11 protein-coding genes, 1 tRNA gene and 1 pseudogene are annotated in these 15,346 nt (G+C 68.7%); 5 read left to right on the top strand and 8 right to left on the bottom strand.

Annotation, left to right across the window (positions count from 1 at the left end):
* The first annotated feature begins 397 nt into the window (after nt 1-397).
* Complete coding sequence (locus DP939_RS44485) at nt 398-1,210, top strand: hypothetical protein (protein WP_113986878.1); 813 nt, start codon at nt 398-400, stop codon at nt 1,208-1,210.
* Between the two features lie 266 nt (nt 1,211-1,476).
* Entirely contained in the window at nt 1,477-1,962 is a 486-nt protein-coding gene (locus DP939_RS44480; protein WP_113986877.1) for a hypothetical protein, read from the top strand.
* A 112-nt stretch (nt 1,963-2,074) separates the two neighbouring features.
* Here the strand turns inward: DP939_RS44480 and DP939_RS44475 are convergent, their stop codons facing one another.
* From DP939_RS44475 to DP939_RS48490, 7 genes are all read right to left on the bottom strand, one after another.
* On the bottom strand, nt 2,075-2,698 hold the full coding sequence (locus DP939_RS44475) for a C40 family peptidase (protein ID WP_113986876.1): 624 nt from the start codon (nt 2,696-2,698) through the stop codon (nt 2,075-2,077).
* Complete coding sequence (locus tag DP939_RS44470; protein ID WP_113986875.1) at nt 2,695-3,534, bottom strand: replication-relaxation family protein; 840 nt, start codon at nt 3,532-3,534, stop codon at nt 2,695-2,697. The genes DP939_RS44475 and DP939_RS44470 overlap by 4 nt, the downstream gene beginning before the upstream one ends.
* Nucleotides 3,531-5,906 (bottom strand): type IV secretory system conjugative DNA transfer family protein, encoded by a 2,376-nt coding sequence (locus tag DP939_RS44465; protein WP_113986874.1) that lies wholly within the window; start codon nt 5,904-5,906, stop codon nt 3,531-3,533. The genes DP939_RS44470 and DP939_RS44465 overlap by 4 nt, the downstream gene beginning before the upstream one ends.
* Complete coding sequence (locus DP939_RS44460) at nt 5,903-7,654, bottom strand: VirB4 family type IV secretion system protein (RefSeq protein WP_113986873.1); 1,752 nt, start codon at nt 7,652-7,654, stop codon at nt 5,903-5,905. Before DP939_RS44460 ends, DP939_RS44465 begins: the two co-directional genes overlap by 4 nt.
* Nucleotides 7,651-8,586 (bottom strand): PrgI family protein, encoded by a 936-nt coding sequence (locus DP939_RS44455; RefSeq protein ID WP_113986872.1) that lies wholly within the window; start codon nt 8,584-8,586, stop codon nt 7,651-7,653. Before DP939_RS44455 ends, DP939_RS44460 begins: the two co-directional genes overlap by 4 nt.
* A complete protein-coding gene (locus DP939_RS44450; protein WP_113986871.1) occupies nt 8,586-9,971 on the bottom strand; it encodes a hypothetical protein in 1,386 nt (461 codons plus the stop codon). The genes DP939_RS44455 and DP939_RS44450 overlap by 1 nt, the downstream gene beginning before the upstream one ends.
* A 118-nt stretch (nt 9,972-10,089) precedes the next feature.
* Complete coding sequence (locus DP939_RS48490) at nt 10,090-11,343, bottom strand: pilin (protein ID WP_225878937.1); 1,254 nt, start codon at nt 11,341-11,343, stop codon at nt 10,090-10,092.
* Between the two features lie 302 nt (nt 11,344-11,645).
* On the opposite strand from DP939_RS48490, the gene DP939_RS44440 reads away from it, so the two are divergent.
* The 3 genes and pseudogenes from DP939_RS44440 to DP939_RS49585 form a co-directional block, all read left to right on the top strand.
* The gene (locus DP939_RS44440; RefSeq protein ID WP_147268414.1) at nt 11,646-12,122 is read left to right on the top strand and encodes an XF1762 family protein; all 477 of its coding nucleotides are present in this window, start codon (nt 11,646-11,648) and stop codon (nt 12,120-12,122) included.
* A complete protein-coding gene (locus DP939_RS44435) occupies nt 12,119-13,138 on the top strand; it encodes a DNA-methyltransferase (RefSeq protein ID WP_113986869.1) in 1,020 nt (339 codons plus the stop codon). The genes DP939_RS44440 and DP939_RS44435 overlap by 4 nt, the downstream gene beginning before the upstream one ends.
* 177 nt (nt 13,139-13,315) lie before the next feature.
* Nucleotides 13,316-14,305, top strand: a pseudogene (locus tag DP939_RS49585) (recombinase family protein); the annotation flags it as partial.
* A gap of 859 nt (nt 14,306-15,164) precedes the next feature.
* Here the strand turns inward: DP939_RS49585 and DP939_RS44425 are convergent.
* Nucleotides 15,165-15,237: transfer RNA gene (locus tag DP939_RS44425), tRNA-Arg, on the bottom strand.
* Nucleotides 15,238-15,346 lie beyond the last annotated feature (109 nt).

The raw sequence follows: 15,346 nt of genomic DNA, 5'->3' as shown, positions 1-15,346 counted from the left end.
ACGTGGCGGACGAGTGCGTGGGGGACGTCGAGCATGGCAGGATAGGGGATCACGTGGGGCTTTCTTGGTAGTGGATCTTGTGGTGAGACCTCTTCTACCGGAAGCTCCACGTCTTATTTGGGCTGCGGTGTTTTGTCCGCGTGTCTGCCTGTGCGTCCTTGCATGTGTCCCAAAAACACCCACTGTCCGATCTATTTAGGCTGAGAAAACGTCACTGTCCGATCTATTTAGGCTGAGAAAACGTCAATGACTGTGATGCTTTCTATGGCTTGTACCTTGCTCGGAAATAATGGTAAAGACACGGCGAATGTCATTGAGGCGGAGGCTGTTTCGCTATGTAATTGAGGCGATCAAAAGCAGTGCAGCGTAAATTGCGCCGCAGAAACGGAGAAACATCATGTCGTACGCAGCTTCTGGGAAGAGCGTTCCCACCACTGTTCCCGGGGAGAAGGTCACGCCGGAGGACATGGCGCGGGTAACGGCGGACGATTGGGCGGCGATTCAGCGGCTGGCACGTGGCTACTGCCGCACGGTGGACGCCACACGGTCGCGTAAGCGGATGGACGGAAGCGCCACCATCGTCAACGAAGGGCACGCGCCCTACGGCACCGACGACGTATCAGACGACGTCACGCAAGACGCTGTGCTTCTCTTCGCCCAGAAGCTTCGCGACGTCGTCGCTTCGTGCCGCCCGGCGCCCGAGAGCACGGCACAAGCCCCGGCGTGGATCTACGTTCGCCGCGATGGGGGAGAGATGACGATCACGCGGACGACGCTCCACAGGTGGGTGGTGCGGGACGCTGCTGCCCGCAACGGCTATCGGGTCGGCGTACCTGCGGGCGCGTCCGGTGCCACGCCTGGCGTCGAGCCCACGTCCGGATCGATGAACGCGGAGAGCCTCATGCAGGTGGCGGCGGCGTTCTGCATGGCGCAGAACAGCGCCACAATCTTCCGGCAGGCGTTCGGAGACGGCGAGGACTTCCCCACCATCAAGGATGTCATGGAGCAGGCGGCACAGGCCGATGATCTCGGGCGCGCGGGGATCCTGAGCAAGGTGGCGCAGAAGCGGTACGGCGGCGTGTACGGTTCCCGGTCGGCCGTTATCCGGGTACGGGACGCCGCCCGTGCGGAGTGGCGGGACCTGTCGGAGCGTCTGGACGACGTGAGGGGGATGTTGAAGTACTTCGACGACGAATCCACAGGGGAGTAACCCCAACGGATCAGGTGGGGCCTCAGAGCGCGCTCTGAGGCCCCACCTGCGTTCGAGTGAGGCACGTCCGTGTGATCAAGCGCAGGCCCTTGTACGCTCGTTGGGCGGCCATCACCGTATTCGGGGGCGGCCTTGCTGGCCCGGTGGTGGTCTCCTGCAAGGGTTTCCAGCGTTCGAGGCTGTTCGGGTGAGTTGTGGTCTCGTGCGCCGCTGTTCTGAAAGCTTGGAGGCGGTACGGTACGCCGCGAGCGAGAGGCCGAGGCGGTATGAACGACGCGACAGCGGATCTTCTGTTCGACACGGTGGAACGTCTGGAGAAGAACATCGTGGCACGGGAGTGTCCGGCCATCGTCGCGATCGAAGGCGCGAAGAAACTCGTCATGAGCGACTACGACTATCTCCGCGACGCTGAGACCGCGCAGGCGTTCGAGACCAGGGTGGCGGAGAAGGCGCGCGAGATCGGTGCCGCCCGATGGGTGCTCGCCGTTCCCCAGGTGTGGATCTTCCGTCCGCCGAGCACCATCGCGGTGCGAGCGGTGTCCAACCATCGGTTGCGGGAGGGGGAGCAGGAGGCGATTACGTGGATGAGCTTCGACGGAGCCGACGGAGTCGACTATGGGCGGGTCGCCTACGCGCGCCGTCCCAGCGGTGAGCCGGTCTTCGAGGAACCGGAGATCTTCGATGTCGGGATCCGGCCCAGGCGGGAGATGCCGGGCTTCGTCCTGCTGCAGAGGTGCCTGACGGAAGACTGAGGGCCGGTCCTGAAGAACCGGCCCTCGACCAACTTCAATTCTGTGATCAAAAGCAGATTGAAACGGTCGGGGCGAGCCTACCCTCTGCTACGGGGAACGACCAGGAAGCGGCTCATGAGGCGGGCCGGACGGCACCGATGAAGCCTCTTTCCCAGTAGGGGATGCCTGCCCAGGTCTCGATGCGTACGGTGCTGCCGGTGTGTGGCGCGTGGACCATGTGGGTGGCGTCGATGGCGAGGCCGACGTGGTGGATGGTCGCCGGGTCGGCGGGGTCGGTGGCGAAGAAGATCAGGTCCCCGGGGCGGATCTGAGCTTTGGGGATGTGGTCTCCGGCGTTCCATTGTGCGGAGGTGTCACCGCCGATGCGTGCCCCGGCTGTGGCCCAGGCGTACTCGGTCAGGCCGGAGCAGTCGAAGCCGCGCGTTCGGGCACCGCGCCCGATGCCGAGACCTGGGCCGTCGGGTCCGCCGCCGCCCCAGGAGTACGGTACGCCGCGCATGCGCAGCGCGGCATGTGCGGCAAATACTCCGCGCTCCGCATTGGCCGCAATCGCCAGGTCTGGCGAGGTGCATATGTCCTTGGAGGGGGCACGAGGTTGCCGCGGCTCGCCGCACACCGCCCCCGCCGATGTGATCACGTAGTGGGCTCCGCCCGATACTCCGGCGAGCGCCACGATGCCGACCAGGAGGCTCCCGCCGATTGCCAAGGGCGTGGTCATGCCGATCTCGTCGATCATGGACGCTTCGCTGTGCTGCTTTGGGCCCAATGGCTGGCGAGGTCGGCCAGGCGTAGCCGGTTCTCGCTGCGGTCGTGCGGCAGCCAGATCGCCTCATGGGGGTTCGGGCCGATCACGGCGGTGGCGCACGGGACTGAAGGCGTGGCCGAGTGTCTTCGAAGCCGGTTGTGCAGGTTGGTCTCTCTGCGCGGGGATGCGGTCAGGAACAGTACCGGAGTGGTGATGCCGGTGGTGGTGGTGAGGGCTGCGTAGTCGTGCAGTTTGGCCAAGGCCCGGTCGATGGTTTCGGTGCCGGTGTCGTATTCGAGGAAGAAATCGATGGTGCGGCCGTTTTCGGTCCATTTGGCGTAGGCGTCTGGGCGTACATGTTTACCCCATTGGGCGGCGCAGCGGCCTTCCGGCCACCAGGTGTGCAGGCGGCATCCGGTGGTGTGGCGGGCGGTGCCGTACAGGTGGGCGAAGACGTCGTTCACGCCGATGGTGTGGGCCAGACGCTGGCTGTAGGCGGGGGTCAAGGCCCGGTCGCGGCGGTAGCCGAGTTCGGCGATGGTGGTCCCGTCTTCAGCGGCCAGTACGGCGGCGCCGGGCTCGCCGAGTACGTAGTGCCAGGGCGCCGAGCCTGTGAGCGGATTCGGGCGGAAGCGGTCGACAACGCTGATCTTGTGGAGTTTGGCCAGGCGGTGGCGTGCGGTGGTCGGGTCGTTGAAGGCGATGCGGGCGATTTGGTGACTGGTCAGGACCCTGTGGGTCCAGATCGTGCGGAGTAGGTGGCGGTCCCGGGGGGTGAGTTTGGTGGCCAGAGATGCCATGACGGCGGGTGTGTAGTGCTCGTTCATACGGGTTCTCCTTCTGTGGTGGATACCTGCCGTGGGTCGTCCTGTGGCAGGTCTTCGGGTGGTGACTTGGTACGGCCGTGGGCGCGGGCGGCGGCGGCCCGGACACGTTCGGCCAGGTCGCGGTCTGCGGGCGGGAGTGGACGGGTGCGCAGGGTGAACGGCGGGGTTTCGGCTGAGCGGACGACCAGACGGGCGGCGGCCTGGAAGGCGCCGAGGTTGGCCAGGTCGTGGCGGGTCAGGTTCGGGCTGAAGTGGTGTTCCGCCTCACGTGCGTCTTCGGGGGAGAGGGAGAAGTAGATCTTGTTGCGGGCATCGGAACTGATCGCCTGGCACAGGTCACGCGGGAGCTGGGCCAGGTGCTGGTGGGCCAGCACCATGGACAGCCGGTAGGCGCGGGCTTCGGCGAGCATGTCCGACAGGGTTCGGGGCATGTTGAGGAAGTTCTGCGCCTCGTCCACATATAGAGCGGACGGGGCGCGAGGGTGGCCGAGCCGGGCGCGGTGGCTGGCGGCTTGCCAGACCTGGGACAGCAGGAGGGAGCCGAGCAGGCGGACAGTGTCGTCGCCGAGAACTCCTTTGGGGAGCCGAGCGAAGAGGATCTTTCCATCCAGGACGTCGGCGACATCGAAGGTGGATCGGACCGAGCCGAGGATGTCGCGGACGAACGGGCGCAGCAGGAACGCCCGCAGTTTGTTCATCAGCGGCGCGGTGACGTGGGCCCGGCCTTGCTCGGACAGGTGCTCGTACCAGGTCCAGAACCCGAGGAGGAACGGGTCGTTTATCTGTTCGGTGAGTTCGCGGCGGTAGGCAGGGTCGGTGAGCAGGGCGGGGATGTCGGCCAGGGTGCCGCCGGCCGGGGACAGGGTCAGGGCGCAGCCGCGCAGGATGTCATCGCTGCGGGGTCCCCAGGAGTCGGCGTAGATCTTGTGGAAGATGCCGACGAGATTGTCTGTGAGGGTGTCCTGATTTGGGCCGGACAGGATGTTGAGCGCCGGGCGGGGGTGGCGGTCGTCGGGGTCGATCAGCGTGATGCGTTGTGCGGCTTGTTCGGGGATGAGCCCGAGCATGTCGGTGACCAGGTCGCCCTTGGCGTCGATGACCGCCACCCCGCGCCCGGCGTGGATGTCGGAGAGGATCATCTGGGCGAGCAGGGTGCTTTTGCCGGTGCCGTTGGGGCCCAGGACGTGAACGTGGTGGCAGGAGTCGATCACCCCGAGCGCGACGGGCCGCTGATGGCCGGCGTCGGCGGTGCCGAGAACTTTCCCGTGCTGGCTGATCTGTGGTGCGGGGGCGATGGTGTTGGCTCCGGCGCGTTGCAGGCCGGGGACGGCGGGGTCCATCGGCAGGTGGGCGAGCGCGGCCAGTTCCGGGACCGACAACAGGAACCCACGGTGGAGGCGGCGGGCGGCGAGCCGCTGGGCGGGGTGGGGCAGGCGGCGGCGTTCGAGCCGGTTGTGCCGGGCGTAGACGGCGAATGCTGAGGCGATCGCGTGCGCGCGCCCTCGGATCGCGCCACGCCGGGATGCTTCCGTACCTTCGTCCTGGTTGGCCTGTACTGCGTAGCGGACGGCGACCTCGTAGCGGGGGTGGAGAGCCTTGTCCCGGATGGCGCGGGCCTCGGCGTAGTGCTCCAGCCGGGCGGCGTGTTCCTGGGGCCGGTGATCCGGACGCCGATGCATGTGCCCAGGCCCCGGCGTGATGAGGTCCAGAACGCCACGCAGCAGAGCGGCCGGGATACCCGCCTTCCCTCGGGAGAGGCGGCGGCCGGTGGCGGGGCGGGCCAGGACCTGCACGGCGGCGTGCTGCCAGGCGGGCATGCCCACCCCGGCGCCGAGCAACGCACGCAGCGGATCGTGGTCGTGGTCGTGTTTGAGCGGCAGTCGCTCGTCACGGGCGAGGACGAACCAGCCGCCGCTGGCCTGCCCGCCCAGCGGGAGCGGCGGGCCGGGGTCGAGTACGGCGGTGCGGGCGGACGGCCAGGCCGCCTCGATCGCGTGCTCGACCAGGCGGGGCGGCACGGTGCCGGGGATCCACATCCGGATCCGGACGCCGCCGACGCCGAAGACGTACTCGAAGACCAGGTGCGGCTGGCCGAACAGGATGCGCTTCCATGCGGGGCGAAGCAGGCCGAGCAGGTTGCCCCACAGGGCTTCGGCTCCGGGCAGGTCCGCTTCTGGCGGGGCGAGGATCTCCAGGCACCGTGCCCCGTTGCTCATCGCGCGGTGACGCAGTCGGTTGATCGACACGCATGCGAGTCCGAAAGCGATCAGGGCCAGTGCGGTAAGGATGGCAAGTGTCGAGCCGTATGCCATGAGCCGCGACAGGGCCAGTTCGATCATGGCGTCGGGGTCGTCGAGCAGATCGTGGATCACTGTTCGCCCTCCTCATCGAAGTGGGCGAGTTCGCTGGGTGCGGAGGTGACCAGGCGGTGTTCCTGCTCGCTGGCCAGGACGTGGAAGGCCACCCGCGACTGAGCCGAGTCGGCGGCCAGCAGGCCGGTGCCCGGTTCGGCCGACAGCAGCAGGTGCCGCTCCCCGTCTGAGAGCCGGAAGGCGTCGGTGACCGCGTCGATGGCCTGTGGGGCTTGGCGGAGCAGGATCTGGGTGGCGCAGTTGGCGATGATTGCCTGCCCGGCCGCCGAAGTGAGCAGGTCCCCGGCGTCTTGGGTGACCACTGACAGTCCGGCCCAGTGTTTGCGGGCGGACTTGGCCATCCGCAGCAGGAACCTGGCGCCCTCGGGGTCGTGCATGAGCAGCCAGGCCTCATCGACCACCACCAGTCGCGGGCGGCGTTCGCCGGGGTTGGTGATGCGTCGCCAGATGGCGTCCAGGGTGAGCAGGGTGCCGACCGCTTTGAGTTCGTCGGGTAGGTCGCGCAGGGAGAAGACGATCAGGTGGGAGTCGGGGCGGGTGGTGGTGTGCCCGTCGAACAGCGCCCGGTGGCTGCCGCTCACGTAGGGGGCGAGCCCGGCCGCGACCTCGGCCGCTTTGGCATCGCCGGATGCGGTGAGCGCGGCGGCCAGATCGGCCATCAGCGGCGGTGGGCGGTTCCAGGTGTGCGGGTCGAAGGTGATCCCGGCCTGCTTGTAGGTCGCCAGGATGGCCCGGTCGAGGGCGGCCTTGCTCGCCTTGTCCAGCACTTCGCCGAGCATCACCGCGACCAGGGTGTGCAGGAACAGCGCCCGGCGGGTCAGCGGATCACCATCTCGCCGGTCTTCGGTGGGAAGGTCGAAGGGGTTGAGGCGGACGCCGGGCGCGCCCAGATGCAGGTAAGCCCCGCCGACCGCGGAGCATAGGCGGGCGTATTCGTCTTCGGGGTCGATGACGGCGACCTCGACCCCCCGATACAGCGACCGCAGTGCCTCCAGTTTGGCGAGGTAGGACTTTCCGGCGCCGCTACAAGCGATGATCGCCGAGTTGTGGTTGGGCTGGGCGAACCGGTCCCAGGCGACCAGGGAAGAGCCGGTGGCGTTGCTGCCATAAAGGACGGCGGTCGGCCCGAGGGGGGTGGTCAGGTCCGGGCTGGTGAACGGGAACGCCGAGGCGAGCGCGGGTGTGTCGAATGTCCGGGCGGTGTTGAGGTTGTCCATCCCGAGCGGCAGCGCCGATACCCAGCCCTGCAGTTGCCGGAACGCGGCCGGGCGGGCGTCCAGCAGCAACCCGGCGGCCACCGCCCGGACCTGAGCGCACGCCTCCTCCAGCTCGCCCTGTGTGGCGGCGTGCACGGTGAGGTAGAGGGAGACGCGGAACAGCCGGGATTGGCCGCGGGCGATCCGTGCGGCCAACTCGTGGGCGTCTTCGGTGGCGGCCTCGACGCCGGGGTCCAGGAGGCGACCGTGTTCGTGGTCGGCCCGCAGCCCGGATTCCAGCCGGGCAAGGCGGCGGCGGAGCCGGTCGGCGGCGACCGGCGAGGGGATGGGGTCGATGTGGATCGACACATCGAGGCGGCCGGGGTGGGTGAGCAGCGGTTCCAGCCAGCCGGGGGCGACCTCGCGCGGGTATCCGCTGATGGCCAGGGTCGCGCACAGGCCATCCCCGATGCGCAGGCTTGTGGGCTGGACCTGAACCGAGTCCGGGCCGAACCGGCGCTGCGTGGCGTGTTTGCGCTGGAGGAGTTTCATCGGTGTTCTCCTGTGGTGATGATCTGGCCGGGATCGGCGAGCTGGTCGGTGGGCAGGGGCGGGGCGGCCGGGTCGAAGCAGGCGGCCAGCACACCACTGATGCCGGTGTGGCTCAGCGGCCGGACGGTGAGCCCGCACGCGGCCAGCAGCCGGGCGCCCTCCTCCAGGCGCCGCAGCGCCCGCGCCGCCGCCGCTTCCGTGCCGCTCTCAGCGGAGGGTTCACGAACGATCAGCAGGACCTGGCGGCGCAGCAGGTCATGCCGGGCCGACAGGTCGGCTAGGAAGGCGGCGTGTTCATGCGCAGCGGCGGTGAGTGCGGGGTGGGCGAGGACACGGGCATCCTCGGCGAGGCCGCTGATCGTTTCAGTCAGATCCACCCGTTCGGCGCGCAGCAAGAGCTGTGCCGGGCCGGACAGCGAGTTGAGCCAGCGGCCGAACACCGCGACCAAGGCATCTTGCTCGCCGGGGGTGCGCAGGGCGAAGTTGACCGTGGATACCTCGGTGACGGCGGCGATGCCGTCGGTGCCCAGGTCGATCAGCCCGTCACCGGCGATGCCGCGTGCGGGAAGCGGCAACGGGCTAGGCCGCGGGCCCTTCTTCGCCCTCGCCCAAGCGGGTGGCGACGCATCGTCCAGCGGCGCAGTGGTGAGGTGTTTCGGGGACCGCTGGTGGCGAATCGCCGCGAGGACGTATCGGTCCAGGCTGAGGCCGTCGCGCCGTCCCAGTGCCAGCAGAATCCCGGCCAGCGCGATGGGCAAGGCCAGGGCGGCGAATGCGATCAGCGGCAGGCGTTCCCCGGCAAGGACGTAGACGCCGTACAGCAGGAGCCCGGTGCCGCCGAGGATGGCCACCTGGCGGGCGGTGCAGCCACCGATGATCCGGTCGTCTTGGTCGATGTCGGCAGGGATGCGAACCGGTGACATCCAGCTCATCACCGCTCACCTCCCGGGCCGTGGTGGGGCCGTTCCGGGCGGGGTGGCATGCGCGGCGCAGGCGGTGGGGCCGGGGCCAAGGGTGGGCGGGGGTACCACCGCGGCTGCGGGGGTGGAGGCGGCGAGGGCGGCTGCCGCTTCGCCGTGGTGCTGCCTCGCACCGTTGGGGACGGCGCGGCAGAGGGACCGGCCGGACCAGAACCGGGCCGCCTGCCACGTCCGGCGCGGGTGGCAGCGCTGGTATGGGCGGTTTTCGCGAACGCGGCAGCGGTGCCGACAGGTCCTGCCGCCATGGTGGATGCGGCAACGGCGGCACTACGGGCGGCAGCGCGGTTGCCGCTGCTCCTGCCGCTCCTGCTGTTGCCATGACCGCTGCCGCTGCGTCGGCCCAGATGTAGCGCGTCCAGCACCGGGGAGGCGAGTTTGTAGGCCACCGCGTACTTCACGATCCGGGCCACCACCGACCCCCGCCCACCGGTCTGGGCGAAGATCCGCCGGCCGACCCAGCGGGGGATACGGATCAAGATGATCAGCAGGCAGAGCACCACGATCAGATTGACGAGCTGCCCGCTGGGCAACAGGCCGAGCAGGAGCCGCCCGTCCTGGTTGAAGAAGATCCGCACCGCCAGCACCAGGGTCAGGGACTGGGCGATCTGGATGATGAGCAGGCCGGTGAACGCGCGGCCCCAGAACCGGGCCAGACCGTCGATCCAGGGCAGGGCCAGGCAGGCCAGCGCCAGCGGCGCTGCCGCCACCAAGAGCAGCACCAAAGCGGTACGCATCACATAGGCGATCAGCAGCACGACCAGCAACACCGCGGCGACCAGGGACAGCAGGATGTAGAAGATCGCCTGCTGCCCCCCGGTGATGATCAGCAGCCGCAGGGTGGCGACCGCCCGCCGGGCGTCGAAGTCCTGGCCGAGCAGCGCCCGCGACAGCGCGTTGGCCAGCTCGACGGCCTTGGCGCACAGGATGAAGCTGGCGTTGGCGGCAAGGACGGCGGCCAGCAGGCGCGGCAGGACCTCCTTGACCGCGTACCGGGTCTGCACGCTCTGGTGGCCCATGGCGGTGATCGCGCCGATGGTGGCCAGCAGCACGAACCCCGAATCGGTGATCAGCAGGGTCGCCTTCCACAGGTCATAAATCCGCTGATCGGCGCTCAGATCTGGGGTGGCCAGCACCGTCACGGCCAAGATGTCCAGGCAGGGTTTGACCGCCAGGGCCAGAAGCCCGGCGAACCAGGCGTTGATCTGCCCATTGATCAGGTCACCGATCCCGAACCCGAACCCGCCTCCCTCGCCGGGCGACCCGGGTGACGGCAGCGGCAGCGGTGTCGGCGCCGGTCCTGGTGCAGGTGTGGGGGTGGGTGCCGGTGGCGGAGGCACAGCGGCAGACGCGGCTGCCGCCATGGCGACGCTTCCGGCAACGAGCAGGACGGTTGCCATCAGCACGGCACCAGCGGCAATGGCGGTAGCAGTGGCGGGGCGGGCGGTCATCGGCGCCTCACCCGCCGACCACGCGGCGCAGCACGGACACCAGCAGCGGGGCCAGCAGCGCCAGCCCGTAGCCGATCGCCGATGCCCGCAGTGCCAGCTTGGCCTTCTGTACCTCACCCGGGTCGCCGCCGGCGATCAGGTAACGCAGCCCGCCGACGGTCAGCATGAGCGTGGCCAGGGCGGTGAGCAGGCCGATCAGCCAGTTCCGCAGGTTGGTGAACACCACGCCCAGATCCGCCGGAACGGCATGAGCCAGCGTGGCGGCGAACGCGCCGGTCGCCACCACGGCGACCAGCACGACCGCCACCACCGTCATGCCGATCGCCCAGGCGGCGATCCACCTCGGGTGCCGTGCGCCGCGCCGGGCGCGGCAACCGGCTTGCCGCCGAGCGTTCTGCTGTGCTCGTGGTTGTTGCCGCGGGTGGCAATCGGCTTGCCGCCGGGCGGCGAGGCAGGGGTGGTTGGGGGAGATCCGCGCGGAGCCGGGGCTGGTGTCCCTTGCTCCTTTCGAGTCGGTTGCGGTGGTGGTTGCATCCGGTGGTGCCTGGCTCCGCGCGGAAGCGGAAGGGGGTGGGGTGGAGGGGCATGGCATGCCGTGCCGAGGTCGTTGCCTGCGGGCCTGGTCTGGGTCGCGGAGCGGGACGTTGGCCAGGTGGGTGAGGGCGATGAGGTCGGCGTCGGACTCGCTCAGCACGCCGCTGGTGACGGCGTCGATCAAGACGAGGTCGGGGTGGTACCACGGCCGCCCCGGCGGCGCATCCTGGCCTGGCCGCCGCTGGGCGGTTGCGGTGAGGTGGCGACGGGCGTACACGCCCGCGTGCCGGGCCGCCGCGCACAACCGGCCGCGGACATCGGGAAGGCGGGCATCCAGCCGGTGCAGGGCCCGCAGGTAACCGGCCATGATCGCGATGTCGATGTCCACCGGGTCGCCACACGGCAGATCCCGCGTCAGAGACAAGGCGATCCGGCGCAGGGCGGGCATCGCCATACCCACCGCGGCGACCATCCACGCCGACCCCGAGCCTGAGCTGCGGGCGCGGGCGGTCAGCTCCCGCCACACCGCATCACGAGTCTCATCGGTGACCTCACGGCTCGCGAGCAGGAGCCGCAGGTCGCGCAGCCCGACCGGGCCGCGTGGCAGGCCGGGGATGTGGGTGCAGTCCAGGACCAGCCCGCCGGGGTGGGTGGTGAGCAGGCGGAACGAGATCTCGGCGGTGTCCAAGGGCGATTCAGTGTGGCGGTTCGTGCGGTGGGTGTTCATGACGGGTGCTCCGGTCGAAGACGAATGCGCGGGGTTCGTCAACCGTTATGCACGCCGCCTCAGAAACGGCTCAGAAAAATGCCGGGAAGCCAGTCAGGAATTCCCCAGAACTTTCCGACCTCTGGCCAGGTTCTGAGTATCTGAGCGGGCGCTTCTGCGTCGGCGCCGAGGCTCTGAGCACCTTCTGGGGCAGGCTCTGAGCTGCTTCTGAGCCGCCTGCTTGCCTGGTCGCACGCCACCCGGCCCGCACTCGCAGGCCCGGGTGGCGCGCATCCGGAAATCAGCGTGTCCCGACTACGGCAATGGAGCATCGAAATGACCCGAATACCGCCCGCTACGGGCTGACCACAGCAGAACACCCGCACCTGTATGTCAAGCCGGTGCGGATTCAGACCGCCCGCGCATTCGCCGCCTGGATTCAACACAGCCCGGCCGCGCTCGCCGATGCCGAGATCGTTCTCGGCGTCGAGACCGGACCGGGAACGCTGACCGGGGTCGTGTTCGCTGGCAGCCCCGTCTCCTGGCGGCACGACGACGGCCACACCGCCGAGATCACCTGCCTGGCCACCGGCAGCACCCCAGACGCCGATGCGGCGCTGCTGGACGCCGTGTGGCAGGTGGCACGTGGGCGGGGTTATCAGCGGCTGATCGCCGATACGCGGCTCATCCGTCCCGGTGGGGAGGGATCCGCCCTTCACACGGCCGGGTTCCGCCCGCTCCCCGTTCAGCGTGGCAGCGGCGCGGTGTGGGAGATCCGGACGGCCGGGGGCGGCCGATGACCGTATTCAACGGGAGCGGATGCTACTGGAACGACGGGCACGCGGCCCTGTACCACGGCGACGCCCAGAAGGTGCTCGCGGAGATGCCCGCCGCATCGGTGGACTGCATCGTCACCAGCCCGCCGTATTGGGGGCTGCGGCACTACTGCGACGGCGAATACGGCCAAGAGCCCACGCCCGGGGCGTATGTGGAGACGCTACGGGCCACCTTCGCCCACGCCCGCCGGGTACTGGCCGACGACGGCACCTGCTGGCTCAACCTCGGCGATGTCTACGCCGCGAATTCCGACGGCTGGCAGCGCGGCAGGAACATCAACCCGCGTCAGCCCGCGGCGCGGCCCAAGACGCGGCCGGCGGTGCCGCCGAAGAACCTGCTCGGCATGCCCTGGCGGGTCGCCTTCGCCCTCCAAGACGACGGATGGATCCTGCGCAACGCGATCGTCTGGCACAAGCCGAACGCGATGCCACAGCCGGTGCGCGACCGGCTGTCCAACCGGTATGAGCTGATCTTCCTGCTGGTCAAGCAGCGACGGTACTGGTTCGACCTGGACCCGATCCGCCGCCCCTACACCGGGGACCGGCCGCTGTCCAGGCGAGCACGGTCCGGAGGCACCAAGCCAAACAGTATCGCCACACCATGGCCGCCGCCGTCGGGGAAGTACACCGACACCGGCGAAGCTCTAGCAGGCGGCCAGTACGGAGTGGCGATGCGGCCCACCGGCAGCAGGCACGCGACCGTGCATCCCAACGGGAGCAATCCCGGAGACGTGTGGCCGATCTCCACCCGGCCGCTACGGGCCGCACACTTCGCGGCATTCCCGATCGACATCCCACTACGGGCCATCGCCTCAGGCTGCCGCCCCCGCGGCACGGTGCTGGACCCGTTCACCGGAAGCGGCACCACCGGCATCGCCGCCCGCCGCCTGGGCCGCCGGTTCTGCGGGATCGAGCTGAACGCCGAGTACTGCGAACTGGCCCGCACCCGGCTCATCGAGGCGGGGAGTGAGGATGACTGAGCGGATACATAAGGCCTGCTCAGGGCCTCCAAACGACGGGCTGGAGGCGTACCCTGCAGGGCCCGGCCGCAGACGAAAGGGCAGGCCGGGCGTGCGAATCGAGATCGTCACCATCGGCGGAGGTCAAGGGGACGAGATCGAGGCGCGTCAATACGCCATCATCCTGGAGATCCTCAGATGTCTGCTCGAACGGAACAAGCCGTGAGCTACCCGTGGGAGACACCCGATGCCGCCACCGCCATCGAGGCCAGTGGTATCCCGCTGGCGGTGGCCTGGCTCGGGCGTACCTCTACCGACGACCAGCAAGACCCCACCCTGTCCTTGCCGCGTCAGTTGCGCGCCTGCCGGGACGCACTGCCGGACGGGTGTTTGATCGTCGCGCACTTCTACGATGTGGAGTCCGGGCGGATGGATCTGGCCGCCCGGGGCCGGGGACGAGCGCATGAAGCCTTCGCGATCCCCATCGCCCGCGATGGCGGCATCCAGGACCTGCTGGCCGAGGCCAAACGGCCCGACCGCCGGTTCGCCGCCGTCATCTGCGAGTCTGTGGAACGGGTGGCCCGGCGCACCTACTTCGGCACGAAGATCGAATACGAGCTGGAACAGGCCGGGGTGATGCTGCTGGCCGCCGACGAGCCGATGCCCCAGCTTGACCGGCCCCGGGGCGGGCGGGCTCGTAAGCGGGCCACGCCCGTTTTGACCCGGCGGGTCAAGCAGGCGGTGGCCGAATGGTACGTGCTGCAGATGCTGGAGCTGTCCTGGGACGCCTTCTGCGAGCACACCGAGCAGGGCTGGAACGTCGGCAAACCCTGCTACGGCTATCGCGCCAAGAAGATCCCGCACCCGGTGGCGGCCAAGCGCGCCGAAGGCAAGAGCAAGAGCCGCCTGGTTCCACATCCTGCGGAGGGGGCGACGGTCACGCACATCTTCCTGCTCCGCAGTGTCCACCGGCTGGGCTATGACGCGATCGCCGACAAGCTCAACATCGAGCCGGACAAGTATCCGCCGCCCATGCCGGTTGACCCGCGGCGTGCGCTGGGCCGCTGGAGCGGCTCGGCGGTGCGGGAGATCCTCAGTAATCCGAAGTACACCGGCTACATGGTGTGGAACCGCCGTGCCACCAAGAAAGGGGGCAAGAACAATCCGCCCAGTGAGTGGGTCTGGTCGCCGCGTCCGACACATGAACCGCTGATCACCAAGGAGATCTTCCAGTCGGTCGCCTCGATCGGGCGCACGCGTCAGGGGTCGCGTACGGCTCCGGGCGCCAATGTCCACCCGCAGACCTGCCGGACCTATCCGCTGCGGTCGTATGTGATCTGCGACTTGTGTGATCGGCGGATGTACGGCAAGACCCGGGCAGGGGTCGCCTACCATGCCTGCGAACCGGACATGCGGCACCACAAGGATCGCCGGGAGTGGTACGCCCGGCACCCGAAAAGTCTGTGGGTGCGTGAGGACGACCTGCTCGACCTTGTTCATGCGTTCTTCGCCGAGCGGGTCTTCAGCCCTCGCCGGATCGAGGCCATCGGCCCGGATCTGACGCAGCGAGCACCCCGGGACGAGTCCGCGGCCAAGCGGCTGCGGAAAGAGATCGCTGACCTGGACAAGCGGCAGAACAACGTGCTCGCCCAGATCGAGGAGTACGCGCCGACCGGCGAAGAAGAGATCGACCGGGACTTCCGGGAACGCCTGCAGCGCCGCTACACCGATCTGGGGCGCACTGGCCGGGAGAAGGCAGCCGAGCTGCAGAAGCTGACCGAGCAGGATTCCCGGCCGACTGAGGATCGGAGTCTGCTCGATGCTCTGCCTGAGCTTGCCACGGGTCTGGCCACCGTGGGTGAGAAGCTTCAGCGGCGGCTCTTCGACGCCTTCAACCTGGAGCTGCGATACCGGCTGGCGACCCATGAGGTTCTGATCAGGATCACCGTGAAAGAGGACAACTTGCCCGCGATCATGAGTGCGGCCGACGAGATCACCAACGCTCCGCCGCCCGAGCCGGGATCCAAAGTTGTTCCCTACTTGTCTGTGCCCCCGGCAGGATTCGAACCTGCGGCACCCGCTTTAGGAGAGCGGTGCTCTATCCCCTGAGCTACGGAGGCTGAAGGACTGGAGCCAAGCGTAGCCGAAAGTTGGGTGGGGTGGGGCGGGGTGGGGGTGGCCATGGGTGGTGTGGGGGGTGGTAAAGGCATGGCAAGCGGGGGTGTGGGG

Origin of the sequence: Spongiactinospora rosea (assembly GCF_003315795.1) — a bacterium.
GTDB classification, from domain to species: domain Bacteria; phylum Actinomycetota; class Actinomycetes; order Streptosporangiales; family Streptosporangiaceae; genus Spongiactinospora; species Spongiactinospora rosea.
Note: the sequence above shows the minus strand (reverse complement) of the source record. Positions and strands in the feature narration are given on the sequence as shown.